This is a genomic window from Streptomyces sp. NPDC044106 (assembly GCF_056433985.1).
Genome location: NZ_JBWKFZ010000017.1, coordinates 116,249 through 136,058 on the forward strand (window position 1 = coordinate 116,249; position 19,810 = coordinate 136,058).

The following is a 19,810-nucleotide window of genomic DNA, read 5'->3' on the forward strand; positions in this document are numbered from 1 at the left end:
ATGACTTCCATCCACGCCTTCTGGCTCGCCGGTCGCCAGACCACCGGCGAGACCACCCTCGACGTCACCTCGCCCTGGGACGGAAGGCTCGTCGCCAAGGCTGCCGTCCCGACCGACGCCCAGGTCGAGGAGGCCGTCGCCGCCGCGTACGCCGTGCGCGACGAGTTCGCCGCGACCCCGGCCCACGTCCGCGCCGCCGCCCTCGCCCATGTGTCGGACCGTCTGGTCGAGCGCACCGAGGAGATCGCCCAGCTGATCTCCGCCGAGAACGGCAAGCCCATCAAGTGGGCGCGCGGCGAGGTCGGCCGCGCCGTCTCCGTCTTCCGGTTCGCCGCCGAGGAGGCCCGCCGCTTCAACGGTGGGGAGGCCCAGCGCCTGGACACCGACGCCGGCGGCCAGGGCCGCCTCGCCCTCACCCGCCGCTTCCCCAAGGGCGTCGTCCTCGGCATCGCACCGTTCAACTTCCCGCTGAACCTCTGCGCGCACAAGATCGCCCCGGCCATCGCCGTCGGCGCGCCGATCATCCTGAAGCCCGCGCCGGCCACCCCGCTCTCGGGCCTGATCATCGGTGAGCTGCTCGCCGAGACCGAGCTGCCTGCCGGTTCGTGGAGCATCCTGCCGGTCGCCAACGACAAGATGGCCGCCCTGGTGCAGGACGAGCGGATGCCGGTCATCTCGTTCACCGGCTCCGAGAAGGTCGGCTACGCGATCATGGACTCGGTGCCGCGCAAGCACTGCACCCTGGAGCTCGGCGGCAACGGCGCGGCCGTCGTCCTCGCCGACTACTCCTCCGACGAGGACCTCGACTGGGCGGCCTCGCGCATCGCGACGTTCTCCAACTACCAGGGCGGTCAGTCCTGCATCTCCGTGCAGCGGGTGATCGCGGACGCCGCCGTCTACGACCGCCTGGTGCCGCGCGTGGTCAAGGCCGTCGAGGCGCAGGTCACCGGCGACCCGTCCGACCCGAAGACCGAGGTCGGCCCGCTGGTCAACGAGGACGCCGCCAAGCGCGTGGAGTCCTGGGTCGACGAGGCCGTCGCCGCGGGCGCCCAGCTCCTCACCGGCGGCAAGCGCGACGGCGCCGCGTACGCGCCGACCGTGCTCGCCGACGTGCCCGCCGACACCACGATCGCCCGCGAGGAGGTCTTCGGACCGGTCCTCACCCTCAAGAAGGTCGACGGCGAGGCCGAGGCGTTCGACGCCGTCAACGACTCCAAGTACGGCCTCCAGGCGGGCGTCTTCACCCACGACCTCCAGACCGCCTTCCGCGCCCACCGCGCCCTGGAGGTCGGCGGCGTGGTCATCGGCGACGCCCCCTCCTACCGCGCCGACCAGATGCCGTACGGCGGCGTCAAGCAGTCCGGCGTGGGCCGCGAGGGCGTCCGCTTCGCGATGGACGACTACACCTACGAGCGCGTCATGGTCCTGACGGGCCTCGCCCTGTAGCCACCACACCCACCGAGCCCAACGGCCGGAGCCCACTGTGCGGGGGCTCCGGCCGTTGCCGTACGGCGTCCGGCGGGCCGAATGGACCGAAGAGGACGACGTCTGAGCCGAACGCTGCGCGAGGACTGGTGCGGTTGGGGTGAATCGGGTACCAACGATCCAGTAGCACCAGTCAGTAACCGACCGGGCAGGACCGGGCCCACGGGTCCGGCGGCCCCACTCCGCGGCGAGGTGAGCTCCTCATGACCGCACCAACCCCCGAACCGTCAGTGAGCGAACGAGAGGCACGGCAGGTCGCCGAGGCCGCCCGTGAGCAGGACTGGCGCAAGCCCAGCTTCGCCAAGGAACTCTTCCTCGGCCGCTTCAGGCTCGACCTGATCCACCCGCATCCCATGCCGCCCGACGAGGACGCGCAGCGCGGCGAGGAGTTCCTCGCCAAGCTCCGCGACTTCTGCGAGACGAAGATCGACGCGGCCCGCATCGAGCGCGAGGCGAAGATCCCCGACGAGGTGATCAACGGGCTCAAGGAGCTCGGCGCGCTCGGCATGAAGATCGACACGAAGTACGGCGGGCTCGGCCTCACGCAGGTCTACTACAACAAGGCCCTCGCCCTCGTCGGCTCCGCGAGCCCCGCCATCGGCGCGCTGCTCTCCGCGCACCAGTCGATCGGCGTACCGCAGCCGCTGAAGATCTTCGGGACGCAGGAGCAGAAGGACGCCTTCCTGCCGCGGTGCGCGCGCACCGACATCACCGCGTTCCTGCTGACCGAGCCGGACGTCGGTTCGGACCCGGCGCGCATGGCGATGGCGGCCGTGCCCGATGGCGACGAGTACGTGCTGGACGGCGTGAAGCTGTGGACCACCAATGGCGTCGTCGCGGATCTGCTGGTCGTCATGGCCCGCGTACCGAAGTCCGAGGGGCACAGGGGCGGCATCACCGCCTTCGTCGTCGAGGCGGCCTCCGAGGGCGTCACCGTGGAGAACCGCAACGCGTTCATGGGCCTGCGGGGCCTGGAGAACGGCGTGACCCGCTTCCATGGGGTGCGCGTACCGGCCGCGAACCGCATCGGCCAGGAGGGCGCGGGTCTGAAGATCGCCCTCACCACCCTCAACACCGGACGGCTCTCGCTGCCCGCGATGTGCGTCGGCGCGGGCAAGTGGTGTCTGAAGATCGCCCGGGAGTGGTCGGCCGCCCGCGAGCAGTGGGGCAAGCCGGTCGCGTACCACGAGGCGGTCGGCAAGAAGATCTCCTTCATCGCCGCGACGACCTTCGCGCTCGAAGCCGTCCTGGACCTCTCCTCGCAGATGGCCGACGAGGACCGCAACGACATCCGCATCGAGGCGGCCCTCGCCAAGCTGTACGGCTCCGAGATGGCCTGCCTGATGGCCGACGAACTCGTCCAGATCCGAGGCGGCCGGGGCTTCGAGACCGCCGAGTCCCTCGCGGCCCGCGGCGAACGCGCCGTCCCCGCCGAGCAGGTCCTGCGCGATCTGCGCATCAACCGCATCTTCGAGGGCTCCACCGAGATCATGCACCTGCTGATCGCCCGCGAGGCCGTGGACGCCCACCTGAAGGTGGCGGGCGACCTCATCGACCCCGACAAGACGCTGTCCGACAAGGCGAGGGCGGGCGCGCGGGCGGGCGGCTTCTACGCCCGCTGGCTGCCCAAGCTGGTCACCGGGCCCGGCCAACTCCCCCGCTCATACGCGGAGTTCCACCCCGAAGGCCACGTGGACCTCTCCGGCCACCTGCGCTACGTCGAGCGCGGCGCCCGCAAGCTGGCCCGCTCAACCTTCTACGCCATGTCCCGCTGGCAGGGGAAGATGGAGACCAAGCAGGGCTTCCTCGGCCGCGTCGTCGACATCGGCGCGGAGCTCTTCGCGATGAGCGCGGCGTGCGTCCGCGCCGAACTCCTGCGCACCACCGAGGAGCACGGCCGCGAGGCGTACCAACTGGCCGACGCCTTCTGCCGCCAGTCCCGCATCCGGACCGACGAACTCTTCGACCGGCTCTGGACCAACACCGACGAACTGGACCGCAAGGTGGTCAAGGGCGTCCTCTCGGGGACGTACGGCTGGCTCGAAGCGGGCGTCGTCGACCCGTCCGGCGACGGGCCGTGGATCGCGGACACCGCGCTGCCGGAGAAGCCGCGCCCGGACGTGCGCAGGGTGATCAAGGAGGGATGATCGAGGGCCGGTGATCAAGGAGGGGTGGGGCCGTTGTCCCGAGGCCTCACCCCGACGCCCGCCGCGCGCCCGTGCAGGACCGCCAGCGCGCCGTCGATGGGGTGGGGCCGCGGCTTCCCCGCGGAGTTCAGGCTGTTCCACCGCATGAGATTGAGCGCGAAGGACAGCTGACGCCCGCCGTCGGCGCGGCTGAGGGACAGCGTGCCCGCTCCCCAGGCCGTGCCGTCGTGGCCCCAGAACATCCCGGCGCCGGGGACCACGACCCGGTGCAGGCCCAGGCCGTAGTCGAGCGTCTTGCTGCCGTCCAGGGCGCGGACCGGGACCGTGCGCTGCATCTCCGCCAGTGACGAGCGGTCCACGATCTCGCCGCCGAGCAGCAAGGCGTAGAAGCGGTTGAGGTCCGCCATGGTCGACACCAGACCGGCTCCAGTGCTCACCCAGGACATGTCGTAGACGCTGTAGTCGCGCGGCGGGTCGATCAGGCCGTACAGCGCCTCGTACATCCGGGAGTGCGGTCCCTCGATGTGCGGCCCCGAGGGGAACGAGGTGTGCCGCAGGCCGGCGGGCTCGTGACGTCGCGGGTGATGCACTCCTCGGGCGAAAGGCCTGTGACCTGCTGGAGGAGCTGGCCCAGGAGCAGGTAGTTGGTATTGGAGTACGTTCCGAGGGGGCCGCCGGGAGCGTTCCCGGGCGGCGCGGCGAGCCCCATCGCGATCAGTTCCTCGGGCGCGAACTCCCGGAACCGGTTGTCGTCCAGGCTCTCGGGCGAGGCGTCCGCCAGGGACGGGAAGCCCTTGAGGGAAGGGAACGCGCGGGGGAGGTAGTCGCTGAAGCCGCTGGTGTGGTTGAGCAGCATCCGCACCGTGATCTGCCTGCCGCGCTCTCCCGGCACCAGCCGCGGCAGATAGCCGCCGACCGGCGCGTCGAGCCGCACGAGGCCCCGCTCGGCCTGCTGGAGCACCGCGGCGGCGGTGAAGCTCTTGGTGACGCTGCCGACGCGCTGGCGCATGTCGGGGCCGACAGGACGGCCGGTGTCGAGGTCGGCGACCCCCGCGGCGCCCCTCCACACCTCCTCGCCCGCGCGCACTTCGGCGTAGATGCCGGGCATCCCCGCGCGGTGGGCCGCGTCGAGGGCGGACCGCAGTCCGGCGGGGTCGAGGCCGGTGGGTTCGCCCGTGCTGGTCGTCATCGTGTTCATGCCGCTCCTCGGCTCGTACGTGTGCGGGTTCTCGGCTCGTCGCGCGGGCGGGTTCCCGGCCCGTCCGGGCCGGTCATCGGCGTCTCATCCGGCCAGGGCCCTGCGCAGGACCGCACCGAGCTCGGCGACCTGGCGCTGGGAGACGTCGGCGGAGAGCAGGGCGTGCGAGCCGTGGAAGGTGCCGGGCCACTGGTGCAACTCCACGGAGACGCCCGCCCGGAGCAGCCGCAGCGCGTAGTCGATGTCCTCGTCGCGGTTCGGGTCGAACTCCGCGGTGGCGATGTAGGCGGGCGGCAGCCCCGAGAGGTCGGTGGCCCTGGCCGGGGCGGCGTAGGGCGTGGCGGGCCCGTCGCCGAGGTAGTGGCGCCACGACGCGGCGAGCTTGTCGCGGTCCATCCACGGCGTCCCGGTGAAGTTCCGCTGCGACCACGTCTCCTGGCGGTCGTCGAGTCCTGCCTGGTTGAGCAGTTGGAAGTGGATGGGCGGCCCCTGCTCGTCGCGGGCGCGCAACGCCGCCGCCGCCGCGAGGTTCGCGCCCGCGCTGTGGCCGCCGACCGCGACGCGGGCCGGGTCCACACCCAGCTCCGCCGCGTGCTCGACCACCCAGCCCAGTACGGCGTAGGCGTCGTCCAGGGCGGCGGGGAACCGGTTCTCGGGGGCGAGCCGGTAGCCCACGGAGACCACCACCGCCCCGGCGCCGTCCGCGAGCAGCGCGGCCGCCTGGTGCTCGCTGTCGAGGTCGCCGAAGACGAACCCGCCACCGTGCAGCCAGACGAGGGCGCCCCGCGCCTGGCGCGGCCGGTAGATCCGCACCGGCACGTCCGGGTCGGCGGGCACCGTGCGGTCCTCGGTCCGCAGGCCCGGGATGTCCGGCAGAGGGCGCAGGGCGACGTGCCCGGTGAGGCTCTCGCGCGCCGTGGCCGGATCACTCAGATCGGTCTCCGGCAACAGCGGTATGAATGCTTCGAGTTCGGGATCCATGACGGTCATCCTCACGGGCGCCCCCGGCCCGGTCACCCGCCATCCGTCGCGCGTACCGCCCGGACGGCGCACCGACCGGCGTCACCCCGGACGGGCGGCGCGGCGTCCGGTGTGACGATGCGAGATCGGCGTACACCGACCCGCGAAAGCCGCCCATGAGCCGACCTTTTCCATCCCCCTGACGCCCCATTCGCCGAAATATTTCGCGTGCGCCCTATTCCGTCCCGCCCGTAACCGTGCTGCTTGCTGAGGAGAGGGGGCCCGCCCACAATGAGCGGACCGGCATGAGAACCAGGAGGGGATCACGTTGTCCATCCTCAAACTGGAACGCCTCACCGGAAAAATCATGCGCGCGGGCGAAGGAAGAATGCTCCGCAGACTCGAACGGATCAGGGATCAGGTCAATTCCGTCGAGGCGGACATGGAGCGTCTTGGCGACAGCGAACTACGTGCTCTCACCGACGAGTTCAAAGAGCGCTACGCCGACGGGGAACACCTCGACGATCTGCTGCCCGAGGCCTTCGCGGCCGTTCGCGAGGCCGCCCGCCGCACCCTCGGAATGCGCCACTTCGACGTCCAGATCATGGGCGGCGCGGCGCTCCACCTCGGCAACGTCGCCGAAATGCAGACGGGCGAGGGAAAGACCCTCTCCGCCACCCTGCCCGCCTATCTGAACGCGCTGACGGGACACGGCGTCCACCTCGTCACCGTCAACGACTACCTGGCCGCGCGCGACGCCCGCTGGATGGGCCGCGCCTACCGGTTCCTCGGCCTGACCGTCGGCGTCATCAAGACCGAGATGAGCCCGGACGAACGCCGCGCCGCCTATGCCTGCGACATCACGTACGGCACCAACAACGAATTCGGCTTTGACTACCTGCGCGACAACATGGCCTGGTCGAAGAGCGAACTGGTGCAGCGCGGACACCACTTCGCGATCGTCGACGAGGCCGACTCCATCCTCATCGACGAGGCCCGCACCCCGCTGATCATCTCCGGCCCCGCCGACCAGCCGACGCAGTGGTACGGATTCTTCGCCGACGTCGTGCGGAGATTACGGGGCGTCGCGATCCAGGAGGAGAAGTTCACGACCCAGCAGCGCAAACTCGAACTGGCCGAGCTGCGCGCCGCGTACGACTACGAGTACGACCCGAAGAAGCGCACCGTCGCGATCCTCGACAACGGTGTGGAATTCCTGGAGGACCAACTCGGCATCGACAACTTCTACGACTCCGCCCACACCTCCCTCATCGGCCAGCTGAACAACGCCCTCAAGGCCAAGGAACACTTCAAGCGGGACAAGGACTACGTGGTCACCGACGGCGAGGTCCTGATCGTCGACGAGCACACCGGCCGCATTCTCGCCGGACGCCGCTACAACGAAGGCGTCCACCAGGCCATCGAGGCCAAGGAGGGAGTCACGGTCAAGGACGAGAACCAGACGCTCGCCACGATCACGCTGCAGAATTTCTTCCGCCTCTACGGGAAACTCTCCGGAATGACCGGCACGGCCATGACCGAGGCCGCAGAGTTCCACCAGATCTACAAACTCCAGGTGGTGCCGATCCCCACCAACAAACCGATGGTCCGCGCCGATCGGCCCGACGTCGTCTACCGCGACGAATCCGTGAAATTCGAGGCGGTCGTCGCCGACATCATCGAAAGGCACCGCACCGGCCAGCCGATCCTCGTCGGCACCGTCTCCGTGGCCAAGTCCGAACACCTCTCGGCACTGCTCACGGGGCGCGGCATCCGGCACGCGGTGCTCAACGCCAAGAACCACCGGAGCGAGGCGCAGATCGTGGCGCAGGCGGGCCGCAGGGGAGCCGTCACCGTGGCCACGAACATGGCGGGACGAGGCACCGACATCATGCTCGGCGGCAACCCCGAGGCCATCGCCGAGACCGAACTCCGGAGCGCGGGCCTCACCCCGGAGGAGGCCCCTGACCGGTACGGCGAGATCCTGCGGCGCGTCGAGGCCGCCGCGGCGGCCGAGCACACCGAGGTCACGGAGCTCGGCGGCCTGTACGTCCTCGGCACCGAACGGCACGAGTCGCGCCGCATCGACAACCAGCTGCGCGGCCGCAGCGGACGCCAGGGCGACCCGGGCCTGTCCCGCTTCTACCTCTCGCTCGGCGACGACCTGATGCGGCTCTTCCGCGCCGAACTGGTCGAACGCGTGATGCTCATGACCAACGTCCCCGACGACGTCCCCATCGAGAACAAGATGGTCACCCGCGCCATCGCCGCCGCCCAGTCACAGGTCGAGCAGCAGCACTTCGAGACCCGCAAGAACGTCCTCAAGTACGACGAGGTCCTCAACCGCCAGCGCAGCCTCATCTACGCCGAGCGCCGCCGCGTCCTGGACGGCGAGGACCTGCGCGGGCAGATCCACCACTTCATGGACGACACGGTCGAGGCGTACGTCGCCGCCGCCACCGCCGAGGGGTTCGCCGAGGAGTGGGACCTGGACCGGCTGTGGAGCGCCTGCCGGCAGCTCTACCCCGTCCGGGTCACCCCCGAGGACCTCGACGCGGCGGCGGGCACCCGCGCGGACGTGACCGCCGAGCAGGTCCGCGAGGCCCTGGTCGACGACGTCCACGAGCGGTACGCGGAACGCGAGCGCGCACTCGGCGAGGACGTCATGCGTGAACTGGAACGACGCGTGGTGCTGTCCGTCCTGGACCGCAAGTGGCGCGAGCACCTGTACGAGATGGACTACCTCCAGGAGGGCATCTGGATGCGGTCCTACCTCGGCAGGGACCCTCTCTTCGAATTCCAGCGCGAGGGGTTCGAGATGTTCGGCGCGATGATGGACGCGATCAAGGAGGAGTCGGTCGGCTACCTGTTCCACCTGGAGGTCCACGTCGAACAGCCGGAACAGCAGGAGCAACCGGAGCAACCGGAGCAGCAGGAGGAGCAGGAGCAGCAGGAGGAGCCGGTACGGGATGCCGTCGAGATCAGCGCCGAGGGGCTGCGGGCACGCAGGACCGAGGACCGGCTCCGCTTCACGGCGCCGACCGTGGACACGGCGGAAGGCGTCCTGGAGGGTGACTTCGGATCCCGCGGCGACGGACCGGCCACCCAGCAGGAAACAGGGCAAACGGGACGCGTAGCCCACTCCGGTGAAGGACCGGCGGGCGCACACCGCGACAAGCGGTGACCCCGCCGCGCGCCACACACGCCCCCAACCGGGCACGCCCTGTCGGACCGGAGGCGTGTTGCGGCCACAATGGGGGGATGAGCGACAGCCCATCCCCCCTCGCCGACCCGCATCTCGTCTTCGACCCCGTCGACGGCGACGGCCCGCGGGACATCGTGATCCTCGGCTCCACGGGATCGATCGGCACCCAGGCCATCGACCTCGTCCGGCGCAACCCCGACCGCTTCCGCGTCACGGCGCTCTCCGCCGCGGGCGGCCGAGTCGGCCTCCTCGCCGAGCAGGCACGGCAGCTGCGCGTGCGGACCGTGGCGGTCGCCCGCGAGGACGTCGTACCGGCACTGCGCGAAGCGCTCCGGGCCGAGTACGGCGCGGGGGAGCCGCTGCCCGAGATCCTGGCCGGAGCCGACGCCGCCACCCAGCTCGCCGCCTCCGCGTGCCACACGGTCCTCAACGGCATCACCGGCTCCATCGGCCTCGCCCCGACGCTGGCCGCCCTGGAGGCGGGGCGCACGCTGGCGCTCGCCAACAAGGAATCGCTCATCGTCGGCGGGCCCCTCGTGAAGGCCGTCGCCAAGCCCGGCCAGATCATCCCGGTCGACTCCGAGCACGCGGCCCTCTTCCAGGCGCTGGCGGCCGGCACCCGCGCGGACGTGCGCAAGCTCGTCGTCACCGCGTCCGGCGGTCCCTTCCGCGGCCGTACGAAGGCCGACCTCGCGCACGTCACCCCCGAGGACGCGCTCGCGCACCCGACCTGGGCCATGGGCCCGGTGATCACCGTCAACTCCGCGACGCTGGTCAACAAGGGCCTTGAGGTCATCGAGGCGCACCTCCTCTACGACATCCCCTTCGACCGCATCGAGGTCGTCGTCCACCCCCAGTCGTACGTGCACTCCATGGTGGAGTTCACCGACGGCTCGACCCTCGCGCAGGCGACGCCGCCCGACATGTCCGGTCCGATCGCCATCGGCATCGGCTGGCCGGAACGCGTTCCGGACGCCGCCCCCGCCTTCGACTGGACCAAGGCGTCGAGCTGGGAGTTCTTCCCCCTGGACAACGACGCTTTCCCGTCGGTCGGCCTCGCCCGGCACGTCGGAGAGCTCGCGGGCACGGCCCCGGCGGTGTTCAATGCCGCCAACGAGGAATGCGTGGACGCCTTCCTGAAGGGCGCGCTGCCCTTCAACGGCATCATGGAGACCGTGACGCGCACCGTGCGCGAACACGAGGAGCACGGTGCCGCGGCCTCCACCGCGTCGGGAACCTCCCTGACCGTCGCGGACGTCCTCGAAGCGGAGACCTGGGCACGTGCTCGGGCACGTGAACTGGCAGGCAAGGCGACCGCGGAGGCCCGTGCATGACGACTTTGATGATGATCCTCGGGATAGTCGTCTTCGTGATCGGGCTGCTCTTCTCGATCGCCTGGCACGAGCTGGGCCACCTGTCGACCGCCAAGATGTTCGGCATCCGCGTCCCGCAGTACATGGTGGGCTTCGGCCCGACCATCTTCTCGCGGAAGAAGGGCGACACCGAGTACGGCGTCAAGGCCATCCCCCTCGGCGGCTACATCCGCATGATCGGCATGTTCCCGCCGGGCGCGGACGGCCGCATAGAGGCACGGTCGACGTCGCCCTGGCGCGGCATGATCGAGGACGCCCGCTCGGCGGCCTTCGAGGAGCTGCAGCCCGGCGACGAGTCGCGCCTCTTCTACACGCGCAAGCCGTGGAAGCGCGTCATCGTGATGTTCGCCGGGCCCTTCATGAACCTGATCCTCGCCGTGGCGATCTTCCTCGGCGTGATGATGACGTTCGGCATCAGCAGCCAGACGACCCAGGTCGGCAAGGTCTCCGACTGCGTCATCCAGCAGAGCGAGAACCGCTCCAAGTGCGAGAAGGGCGACAAGCCCGCGCCCGCCAAGGCCGCGGGACTGAAGCCCGCTGACAAGATCGTCGCCTTCCAGGGGAAGCCCGTCGACGACTGGTCCTCGCTCCAGTCGAAGATCCGCGAGACCATCGGCCCGGCCACGATCACGGTCGAGCGTGACGGCAAGCGGGTGGACCTGCACGCCGACCTGATCAAGAACCAGGTCACCAAGACCGACGGCGACGGCGCCTACGTCGAGGGCAAGTACGTGTACGCCGGGTTCCTCGGTTTCACTCCCGCCACCGGCATCGTGCAGCAGTCCTTCGGCCAGTCCGTGGACCGCATGGGCGACATGATGGAGAACGGCGTCGAGTCGATCATCGCCCTGCCGTCCAAGATCCCCGACCTGTGGAACGCGGCGTTCGGCGACGGCGACCGCAAGCAGGACTCCCCGATGGGCGTGGTCGGCGCGGCCCGGGTGGGCGGCGACGTCTTCACCCTGGACATCCCGCCGGAGAACCAGATCGCGATGATGCTGTTCCTCATCGCGGGCTTCAACCTCTCCCTGTTCCTCTTCAACATGCTGCCGCTGCTCCCGCTCGACGGCGGCCACATCGCGGGCGCCCTGTGGGAGTCCGTGCGCCGCAACGCGGCGAAGGTCCTGCGCCGCCCCGACCCGGGCCCGTTCGACGTCGCCAAGCTGATGCCGGTCGCCTACGTGGTGGCGGGCATCTTCATCTGCTTCACGATCCTGGTGCTCATCGCGGATGTGGTGAACCCGGTGAGAATCTCCTGACATCACCGGGTGCTTCTTCGCAAGCGCCCGGTTACGAGGAGATTGCGGCGGCCCGGCACGCTATGTGATGGGCCGCCCTCCATTGGGTGGAGTTTCGGACGGGATGTGTTCGGCCAATACCCGGTGCCGTAATCTCGAAGCCTGGAGCCCGCCGATCTCGGGACCTCGACTCACGCTTCTTGTGATCCACACTCTTGGGGATGCTCGCCAGATGACAGCCGTATCGCTCGGAATCCCGTCCGTACCGACCAAGCTCGCCGACCGAAGGGTCAGCCGCAAGATCCAGGTCGGTGCGGTGGCCGTCGGTGGGGACGCGCCGGTGTCGGTGCAGTCGATGACGACCACGCGCACCTCCGACATCGGCGCCACGCTGCAGCAGATCGCCGAACTGACGGCCTCCGGCTGCCAGATCGTGCGCGTCGCCTGCCCCACGCAGGACGACGCCGACGCGCTGCCGATCATCGCCAAGAAGTCGCAGATCCCGGTGATCGCCGACATCCACTTCCAGCCGAAGTACGTGTTCGCGGCCATCGACGCGGGCTGCGCCGCGGTCCGGGTGAACCCGGGCAACATCAAGCAGTTCGACGACAAGGTCAAGGAGATCGCGCGCGCCGCCAAGGACGCGGGTACGCCGATCCGCATCGGCGTGAACGCGGGCTCCCTGGACGCCCGCCTCCTGAAGAAGTACGGCAAGGCGACCCCCGAGGCGCTCGTCGAGTCGGCGCTCTGGGAGGCGTCCCTCTTCGAGGAGCACGACTTCCGCGACATCAAGATCTCCGTGAAGCACAACGACCCGGTGGTCATGGTCAACGCCTACCGCCAGCTCGCGGCCCAGTGCGACTACCCCCTGCACCTCGGCGTGACCGAGGCGGGCCCCGCCTTCCAGGGCACCATCAAGTCGGCGGTCGCCTTCGGCGCGCTGCTCTCCGAGGGCATCGGCGACACGATCCGCGTCTCCCTGTCGGCCCCGCCGGCCGAGGAGATCAAGGTCGGCATCCAGATCCTGGAGTCCCTCAACCTCCGCCAGCGCCGCCTGGAGATCGTCTCCTGCCCGTCCTGCGGCCGCGCCCAGGTCGACGTCTACAAGCTCGCCGAAGAGGTCACCGCGGGCCTCGACGGCATGGAGGTCCCGCTGCGCGTCGCCGTCATGGGCTGCGTCGTGAACGGCCCGGGCGAGGCCCGCGAGGCCGACCTCGGCGTCGCCTCCGGCAACGGCAAGGGCCAGATCTTCGTCAAGGGCGAGGTCATCAAGACCGTCCCCGAGTCCAAGATCGTGGAGACGCTCATCGACGAGGCGATGAAGATCGCGGAGCAGATGGAGAAGGACGGCGTGGCCTCCGGCGAGCCGACGGTGGCGGTCGCGGGCTGACCCGCGCTCCCTCCTCTTTTTCGTGCCCCGCCGCTCGGGTAGCGGCGGGGCACGTTTGTACGCTCCCGGGGCCATGGCCCGCCGCTCCGCGCCGGTACGCGTGCCTTCCGGCGCCGTCGTCCCGTGCCGGGGCGTACGTTTCTCGGCGCCACGGGTGGCCGGCCGCCGCTCCGCGCCGGTGTCACACGGCCTCCGGCACCGCATCCGCCCCCGGCCCGCCGCTCCGCGGCGGTACGTGTGGTGCCCTGGGGGTAGGTGTGGTTCCCGGCGCCGCCAGTCTTGGGCCGCCGCTCCGCGCCGGCGTGTGTGGTGCCCCGTGCCGTCGTCCCGTGCCGGGGCGTGTGTTTCCCCGCGCCACGGGTGGTCGGCCGCCGTTGCGCGCCGGTACGCATGGCCTCCGGCGCTGCTTCCCCCGGGGCCCGCCGCTCCGCGCCGGTTTCCCCACCCACCCACCCGGCCCGCCACCGGTGGTCGGCTGCCGCTGCGCGCCGGTACACATGGCCTCCGGCGCCGCTTCCCCCGGGGCCCGCCGCTGCGCGCCGGTGCACACGACCTTCGGCGCCGCATCCGCCCCCGGCCCGCCGCTCCGCGGCGGTTTCCCCACCCACCCGCCCGGGCTGCCACCGGTGGTCGGCCGCCGCTCCCCGCCGGTGCACACGGCCTCCGGCGCCGCTTCCCCCGGCCCGCCGCTCCGCGGCGGTTTCCCCACCCACCCGCCCGGCCCCCCCGGCAGGCCTGCCGCTCCGCGCCGGTGCACACAGCCTTCGGCGCCGCATCCGCCCTGGCCCGCCACCGGTGGTCGGCCGCCGCTCCCCGCCGGTGCACACGGCCTCCGGCGCCGCTTCCCCCGGCCCGCCGCTTCGCGGCCGTTTCCCCATCCACCCACCCAGCCCCCGCACCCCTACGGCAACGCCACGTCGCGGGGTATACGGGTGGGTGGGTGGGAAATTGCCGCCGCGAAGCGGCGAAAAGGGCCCGCCCCGCCGAGCGGGCGGATGCACGCCCCCTCGCCCCGCAGCGGCGAACGCCCCTATGGGAAGGCCACGTCGCAGGGCAAACGGGTGGGTGGGTGGGCAGACCCGCCGCGAAGCGGCGAAAAGGCCCCCGCTCCCACAGGCGGACACGTGGGCGAGACCTGCCGCGCAGCGGCGAAAGAACGCCCCCCTCCGCCAACGGCACGGGCACCTGGGCGAGGCCTGCCGCGCAGCGGCGAAAGAACGTCCGTCCCACCAACGGGCAGGTGGGCAAGGCCTGCCGCGCAGCGGCGAAAAACGCCCCCCCACCGACGGGCACCTGGGCAAGACCCGCCGCGCAACGGCGGGAAAGACCGCCACCCCCACCGACAGAAACCCCGCCGACCAGCCCAGAGCCCAACGGACAAAAGGCACCCCCCGCACAAGGCGCCCCCGCCAGGTACAGTGCGGAGATCAGCAGACCGTATGGTGAGGCCCCCGCACGTGTTGACTCAGACCACCACCAGGGTGCTCGAACCGAGCGACCTGGACGCCGCACTCGCGGTGCTCGACCGCGAGCCGGTCGCGAACGCCTTCGTGGCCGCCCGCGTCCAGGTGGCAGGGCTCGACCCCTGGCGTCTCGGCGGCGAGATGTGGGGCTGGTACGAGGACGGCATGCTGGAGTCCCTCTGCTATGCGGGCGCCAACCTCGTGCCGATATGCGCGAGCCCCCGCGCCGTCCGCGGCTTCGCCGACCGGGCCCGCAGGGCGGGCCGCCGCTGCTCGTCCATCGTCGGCCCCGCGACCCCCACCGCCCAGCTGTGGCGGCTCCTCCAGCCGTCCTGGGGCCCCGCCCGCGAGGTCCGCGCCCAGCAGCCCCTGATGGTCGCCGACCGGCTTCCGGACGACATCACCCCCGACCCGTACGTCCGTCGCGTCCGCAAGGACGAGATGGAGACGATCATGCCGGCGTGCGTGGCGATGTTCACCGAGGAGGTCGGCGTCTCCCCGATGGCGGGTGACGGCGGACTCCTCTACCAGGCCCGCGTCGCCGAACTCGTCGGCTCCGGCCGATCCTTCGCCCGTATCGACCGGGACGGCAAGGTCGTCTTCAAGGCCGAGATCGGCGCCGTCACCCCGCAGGCCTGCCAGATCCAGGGCGTCTGGGTGGCCCCCGAGTACCGCGGCCGCGGCCTCGCCGCCCCCGGCATGGCGGCCGTCCTGCGCTACGCCCTCGCGGACATCGCCCCGGTCGCCAGCCTCTACGTCAACGACTTCAACACCGCGGCCAGGGCGGCGTACCGAAAGGTCGGCTTCCAGGAGGTCGGGGCGTTCATGAGCGTCCTGTTCTGAACGCGGGCGCCGCGAAGTAGGGTCGCCCTTATGACAGACGACGTCGTGATCGGGCCCCTCGACCTCGCCGCACGCGTGGACGACGCGCTGCGCGTCCAGGCCCACGCCTTCGGTCTGAGCGACGAGGAGATCGCCGTGCGACGGCAGATCGTCCTGCGCCACGTCACGTACCCCCGGGCCCGCGCGCTCGGCGCGACCACCCCCGACGACCGGCTCGTCGGCTTCGTCTACGGCATGCCCAACGACCGCGGCCACTGGTGGTCGACGGTCGTCGAGCCGTACCTGCGCAGCCGGGACGTGGACGACTGGCTGGACGACTCCTTCGTCATCACCGAGTTGCATGTGCACCCTGGCCACCAGAACCGCGGCATCGGCCGGGCACTGATCACCACCATCACGGAGGGCGTCCCCGAGCCCCGCTCGATCCTCTCCGCGATCGACGTCGAGAGCCCCGCCCGGGGCCTCTACCGCTCACTCGGCTACACGGACCTCGCGCGCCGCGTGCTCTTCCCCAGCGCCCCCAAGCCGTACACCGTGATGGGCGCCCCACTGCCCCTGCCGCGGCGGGTCTGAGTGATAACCGATTTCCGCCCGCACCGGCGCCCCGGCTAACCTCCTGGCATCACCCTCACGCAGCAGGAGTAAACAATCATGGCCCAGGTCCAGCGCATGTCCCGGTTGATGGTCAAGACACTGCGCGACGACCCCGCGGACGCCGAGACGCTCAACCACAAGCTCCTGGTCCGGGCCGGCTACGTCCGCCGTACCGCCGCCGGCATCTGGACCTGGCTGCCGCTGGGCAAGAAGGTCTACGAGAACATCGCCCGCGTCGTGCGCGAGGAGATGGACGCCATCGGCGGTCAGGAAGTGCTGCTCCCCGCGCTCCTGCCCAAGGAGCCCTACGAGGCGTCCGGCCGGTACGAGGAGTACGGCGACCTGCTCTTCCGCCTCAAGGACAGGAAGGGCGCCGAATACCTCCTCGGCCCCACCCACGAGGAGATCTTCACCCAGGTCGTCAAGGACCAGTGCTCGTCCTACAAGGACCTGCCGGTGATCCTCTACCAGATCCAGACGAAGTACCGCGACGAGGCCCGCCCGCGCGCCGGTGTGCTGCGCGGCCGCGAGTTCCAGATGAAGGACTCGTACTCCTTCGACACCACCGACGAGGGCCTCGCCGAGGCGTACGCGCTGCACCGCGGGGCGTACCAGAGGATCTTCGAGCGCCTCGGCCTCGACTACCGCATCGTCTCCGCGATCTCCGGCGCCATGGGCGGCTCGGCCTCCGAGGAGTTCCTGGCCCCCGCCCCGGCCGGCGAGGACACCTTCGCGGACTGCCCGGCCTGCGACTACGCCGCCAACACCGAGGCCGTGACCTTCGCGCTCGCCCCGGTCGACGGCTCCGCGCACGGCCCCGTCGAGGAGCTGGACACCCCCGACACCCCGACCATCGAGACCCTCGCCGAGCACCTCGGCGTCCCGGCGTCGGCGACCCTGAAGAATCTCCTGGTCAAGGTCGACGGCGAGATCGTCGCCGTCGGCGTGCCCGGCGACCGCGAGGTCGACCTCGGCAAGCTCGGTGAGCACCTGGCCCCGGCCGAGGTCGAGCTGGTCACCGCGGAGGACTTCGAGGGCCGCGACGATCTCGTACGCGGTTACGTCGGCCCGCAGGGCCTGGACAAGGTCCGCTACATCGCCGACCCGCGCGTCGCCCCCGGCACGGCCTGGATCACCGGCGCCAACAAGCAGGACAAGCACGCAAGGAACGTCGTCTGCGGCCGTGACTTCGAGGTCGACCAGTACCTCGACGTCGTCGTGGTCGAAGAGGGCGACCCGTGCCCGAACTGCGGCACCGGCCTCAAGCTGGACCGTGCCATCGAGATCGGCCACATCTTCCAGCTCGGCCGCAAGTACGCCGACACCTTCCAGCTCGACGTCCTCGGCAACCAGGGCAAGCCGGTCCGCGTCACCATGGGCTCGTACGGCATCGGCGTCTCCCGCGCGGTGGCGGCGCTCGCCGAGCAGACCGCCGACGACAAGGGCCTGTGCTGGCCCAAGGAGGTCGCACCCGCCGACGTCCACGTGGTCGCCGCGGGCAAGGCCCTCCAGACGGAGCTGGCCCTCGACGTCGCCGAGAAGCTGGGTGCCGCGGGCGCCCGCGTCCTGGTCGACGACCGGGCCGGGGTCTCCCCGGGTGTGAAGTTCACTGACGCCGAGCTGATCGGCGTCCCGCAGATCCTGGTCGCGGGCCGGCGCTCCGCCGAGGGCGTCCTGGAGCTGAAGGACCGCCGCACGGGCGAGCGCGAGGAACTCACGGTCGACGAGGCGATCGCCCGCCTGACGGCCTGATCCCAACCCCTCCGTCGTTTGAGGAGCGGGAGAGTTTGAGGAGCGGGGGAGCGGGGTCCGGAGGCGGAGCCCCCGGAGACGGGGCTGTAGGAGGGCGACCTCCTACAGCCACCCCGCGAACTCCAACAGCAACTCCGCGTCCTGCCCCCGCCCCACCCGCAGGGCCCGCACCCCCGACTCCACGGCCCGGAACAGCGTCCACCCCCGCAGCCGCTCCTGGTCCACCTCCAGGGACTCGGCCAGCTTCTTCACCCGGCGCCGGGTGATCGAGGCGCCCGACGGCGACGCGATCAGGTCCTCGACCCGGTCACGGACGAGCCGCGCCAGATCGAAGGCGCAGTCGCCGACGACCGGGTCGGGTCCCACGGCCAGCCACGGCAGCCGGTCCCCGGCGAGTACCTTGCTCTGCCGGAAGGTGCCGTGAAGCAGCCGCGGCTCCACCTCCGCGGCGAGCAGCTCGTCGCGGGCCGCGAGCGCCGCGTCGACCAGCGGTGCGACATCCGGCTGCGCGGCGGCGGAGGCCCGCATCGCGTCGGCCTGCCGACCCGTCCGCTCGGCGACCGTCTCGAACCGGTGCCCGGCGGGCGGCGTCACCCAGAGCCGCCGCAGCGTGCCAGCGGCCTCCAGGAGCGCCTTGGCCTCGGGCAGCGACCGCACCGACACGTCGCGGTGCAGCCGTTCGAGGAGCAGCGCCCCGTCCGAGCACTCGGGGTCGAGCAGCCGTGCGGCGCCGAGCCCGTTCCAGTGGGCGAGCGCGGCGCGCTCGCTCTCCGGCCGTGAGCGGGGCGGTACCAGCTTCAGCACGGCGGGCGTGCCGTCGGCCCGCCGCACCAGCACGACGAGGCTGCTGCGGCCGCCGGGAACGTGGACCCGCTCGACGGTCAACTCGCGTGCAGCGACGGACTGTTCCACTGCCCCGGGCAGCTTCTCCAGCCAGTCGTCGCCGTCCTGCGCCGTCTCGCCGAGTGCTGTGACGAGGCGCTGCGGCGGTTCGAAAGCCATGCGCGAGTCGTTCCCTTCCGGTAAAGCTCCTGAGCGCGTTACGCCTTGGGCGTTGCCGCTGCGGACGGCGGTGCCGACCGCTCCGCGAGCCCAGGGAAGGCTACGCTCCCGGCCCGCCACCGTGCCGCGCGGACCGCGGCCTCCCGCAGCGCGGTGGCCGCGGCGGCCCGCCGGGCGCCCGAAGCGGCCCGTACGAGATCGGAGTAGACCCCGGCGACCCGGTCCTCGAGCTCCGTGGCGAGCCGCACGGCCGCCGCGGAGTCCGGCACAGGGAAGGGCAGCGAGTACGCCGCGTCGGCGGCCCGCGGCTCACCGCCGAGGTCGCGCACCGCGCGCTGCAGCTCGTCGCGCCGGGCGCGGTGCGCGTCGTACGCCGTGCGCGCCTCGGACCTGCGCTTGTCGCCGATCCGGCCGCCGACGACGCCGTAGCCGTACACGGCGGCGTGCTCGGCGCCGAGTGCGGCCTGCAAGGCCTTCAGCTCCTGGTCCTTCGAGGTGTCGTCGCGGCTCACTTGTCGTCCTCCGGCTCCGTGAGGAGATAGGCGTGGGCCGCTCCCGCGGCGGCCACCGAGGCGAGCAGTCTGCTCTGCTCGGCGGAGGCGTCGAGGAGGGCGGCGCCCCGGCGGTCGGCGAGCTTCCGCTCGGCATCGGCGAGTTCGCGTACGGCATCGGCGGGCTCCGAGGCCACGGCACGCGGCGCCTTCGGCGTCCCGGAGGCGGAGGCGGAGACGGACGGGGAAGCGGGCGCGGCGGCCGGAGCGCCATGGTCGTCGAACGCCTCGGCGTGCTGCTTCACCTCGGCCCGCAGCGGCCCGAGCCGGCGCGCGAGCGAGGGGTGCGCGGCGAGTACGGCGTCGTAGTGCCGCAGGAGTTCCCCGCTCTCCTTCGCGGCCTTCGCGCGCAGCCGCCGCTCGGCGGAGAGACGCTTCTCGGCGTCGGCGTCGGCGGAGTCCGTGCTGCAGCCCGCGAGCAGCGCCGCCGACGCGACACCGGCGGCCCCCGTGAGCAGACTCCTTCGGCGCGGACCCGGGCGGGACCACGGGGCGGTGCGATACGACGGCACGGCAGACGTCCTCGGAAGGAAGGCCAAAAGGCGTGAGCGAGAAGTGAGTGGAAAGGAACAGAAAAGAACGGAAAGGGAGATCGGTGGGCACGGGCCC

Annotated in this window: 13 protein-coding genes and 1 pseudogene; 9 read left to right on the forward strand and 5 right to left on the reverse strand. The window is 71.3% G+C overall.

Features of this window, described 5'->3' with window-relative positions; genetic code table 11:
• The gene (locus AC07DI_RS28975) at window positions 1–1,446 is read left to right on the forward strand and encodes an aldehyde dehydrogenase family protein (protein WP_384250170.1); all 1,446 of its coding nucleotides are present in this window, start codon (window positions 1–3) and stop codon (window positions 1,444–1,446) included.
• 242 nt (window positions 1,447–1,688) lie between these two features.
• Window positions 1,689–3,632 (forward strand): acyl-CoA dehydrogenase family protein, encoded by a 1,944-nt coding sequence (locus tag AC07DI_RS28980; protein ID WP_384250173.1) that lies wholly within the window; start codon window positions 1,689–1,691, stop codon window positions 3,630–3,632.
• A 14-nt stretch (window positions 3,633–3,646) separates the two neighbouring features.
• On the opposite strand, the pseudogene AC07DI_RS28985 reads toward AC07DI_RS28980, so the two are convergent.
• Together AC07DI_RS28985 and AC07DI_RS28990 are read right to left on the reverse strand one after the other, a co-directional pair.
• Window positions 3,647–4,821: pseudogene (locus AC07DI_RS28985) on the reverse strand (serine hydrolase domain-containing protein).
• Between the two features lie 93 nt (window positions 4,822–4,914).
• Window positions 4,915–5,811: an alpha/beta hydrolase gene (locus tag AC07DI_RS28990; RefSeq protein WP_384250179.1), complete on the reverse strand. Its 897-nt coding sequence runs from the start codon at window positions 5,809–5,811 to the stop codon at window positions 4,915–4,917.
• 346 nt (window positions 5,812–6,157) lie between these two features.
• Between AC07DI_RS28990 and secA the strand changes: the two genes are divergently transcribed.
• From secA to AC07DI_RS29025, 7 genes are all read left to right on the forward strand, one after another.
• Window positions 6,158–8,974, forward strand: coding sequence for a preprotein translocase subunit SecA (secA, locus tag AC07DI_RS28995; protein WP_478907077.1), 2,817 nt, complete (start codon window positions 6,158–6,160; stop codon window positions 8,972–8,974).
• A gap of 77 nt (window positions 8,975–9,051) precedes the next feature.
• Window positions 9,052–10,329, forward strand: a complete 1,278-nt coding sequence (gene dxr / locus AC07DI_RS29000; RefSeq protein ID WP_384250182.1) for a 1-deoxy-D-xylulose-5-phosphate reductoisomerase — start codon at window positions 9,052–9,054, stop codon at window positions 10,327–10,329.
• Entirely contained in the window at window positions 10,326–11,627 is a 1,302-nt protein-coding gene (locus tag AC07DI_RS29005) for a M50 family metallopeptidase (RefSeq protein WP_384250185.1), read from the forward strand. Before dxr ends, AC07DI_RS29005 begins: the two co-directional genes overlap by 4 nt.
• Before the next feature lie 211 nt (window positions 11,628–11,838).
• Complete coding sequence (gene ispG / locus AC07DI_RS29010) at window positions 11,839–12,996, forward strand: flavodoxin-dependent (E)-4-hydroxy-3-methylbut-2-enyl-diphosphate synthase (protein ID WP_384250187.1); 1,158 nt, start codon at window positions 11,839–11,841, stop codon at window positions 12,994–12,996.
• Window positions 12,997–14,453: 1,457 nt separating this feature from the next.
• The gene (locus tag AC07DI_RS29015) at window positions 14,454–15,302 is read left to right on the forward strand and encodes a GNAT family N-acetyltransferase (RefSeq protein WP_384262129.1); all 849 of its coding nucleotides are present in this window, start codon (window positions 14,454–14,456) and stop codon (window positions 15,300–15,302) included.
• Between the two features lie 30 nt (window positions 15,303–15,332).
• Entirely contained in the window at window positions 15,333–15,875 is a 543-nt protein-coding gene (locus tag AC07DI_RS29020; RefSeq protein WP_478907027.1) for a GNAT family N-acetyltransferase, read from the forward strand.
• A 78-nt stretch (window positions 15,876–15,953) separates the two neighbouring features.
• A complete protein-coding gene (locus tag AC07DI_RS29025; RefSeq protein WP_478907029.1) occupies window positions 15,954–17,648 on the forward strand; it encodes a proline--tRNA ligase in 1,695 nt (564 codons plus the stop codon).
• A 102-nt stretch (window positions 17,649–17,750) separates the two neighbouring features.
• On the opposite strand, the gene AC07DI_RS29030 is transcribed toward AC07DI_RS29025, so the two are convergent.
• The 3 genes from AC07DI_RS29030 to AC07DI_RS29040 are packed head-to-tail and all read right to left on the reverse strand — an operon-like array spanning window position 17,751 to window position 19,713.
• Complete coding sequence (locus AC07DI_RS29030) at window positions 17,751–18,650, reverse strand: aminoglycoside phosphotransferase family protein (protein ID WP_478907030.1); 900 nt, start codon at window positions 18,648–18,650, stop codon at window positions 17,751–17,753.
• Between the two features lie 38 nt (window positions 18,651–18,688).
• A complete protein-coding gene (locus AC07DI_RS29035) occupies window positions 18,689–19,162 on the reverse strand; it encodes a ferritin-like domain-containing protein (RefSeq protein WP_478907032.1) in 474 nt (157 codons plus the stop codon).
• Window positions 19,159–19,713, reverse strand: a complete 555-nt coding sequence (locus AC07DI_RS29040) for a hypothetical protein (protein WP_478907034.1) — start codon at window positions 19,711–19,713, stop codon at window positions 19,159–19,161. The genes AC07DI_RS29035 and AC07DI_RS29040 overlap by 4 nt, the downstream gene beginning before the upstream one ends.
• Window positions 19,714–19,810: the final 97 nt, after the last annotated feature.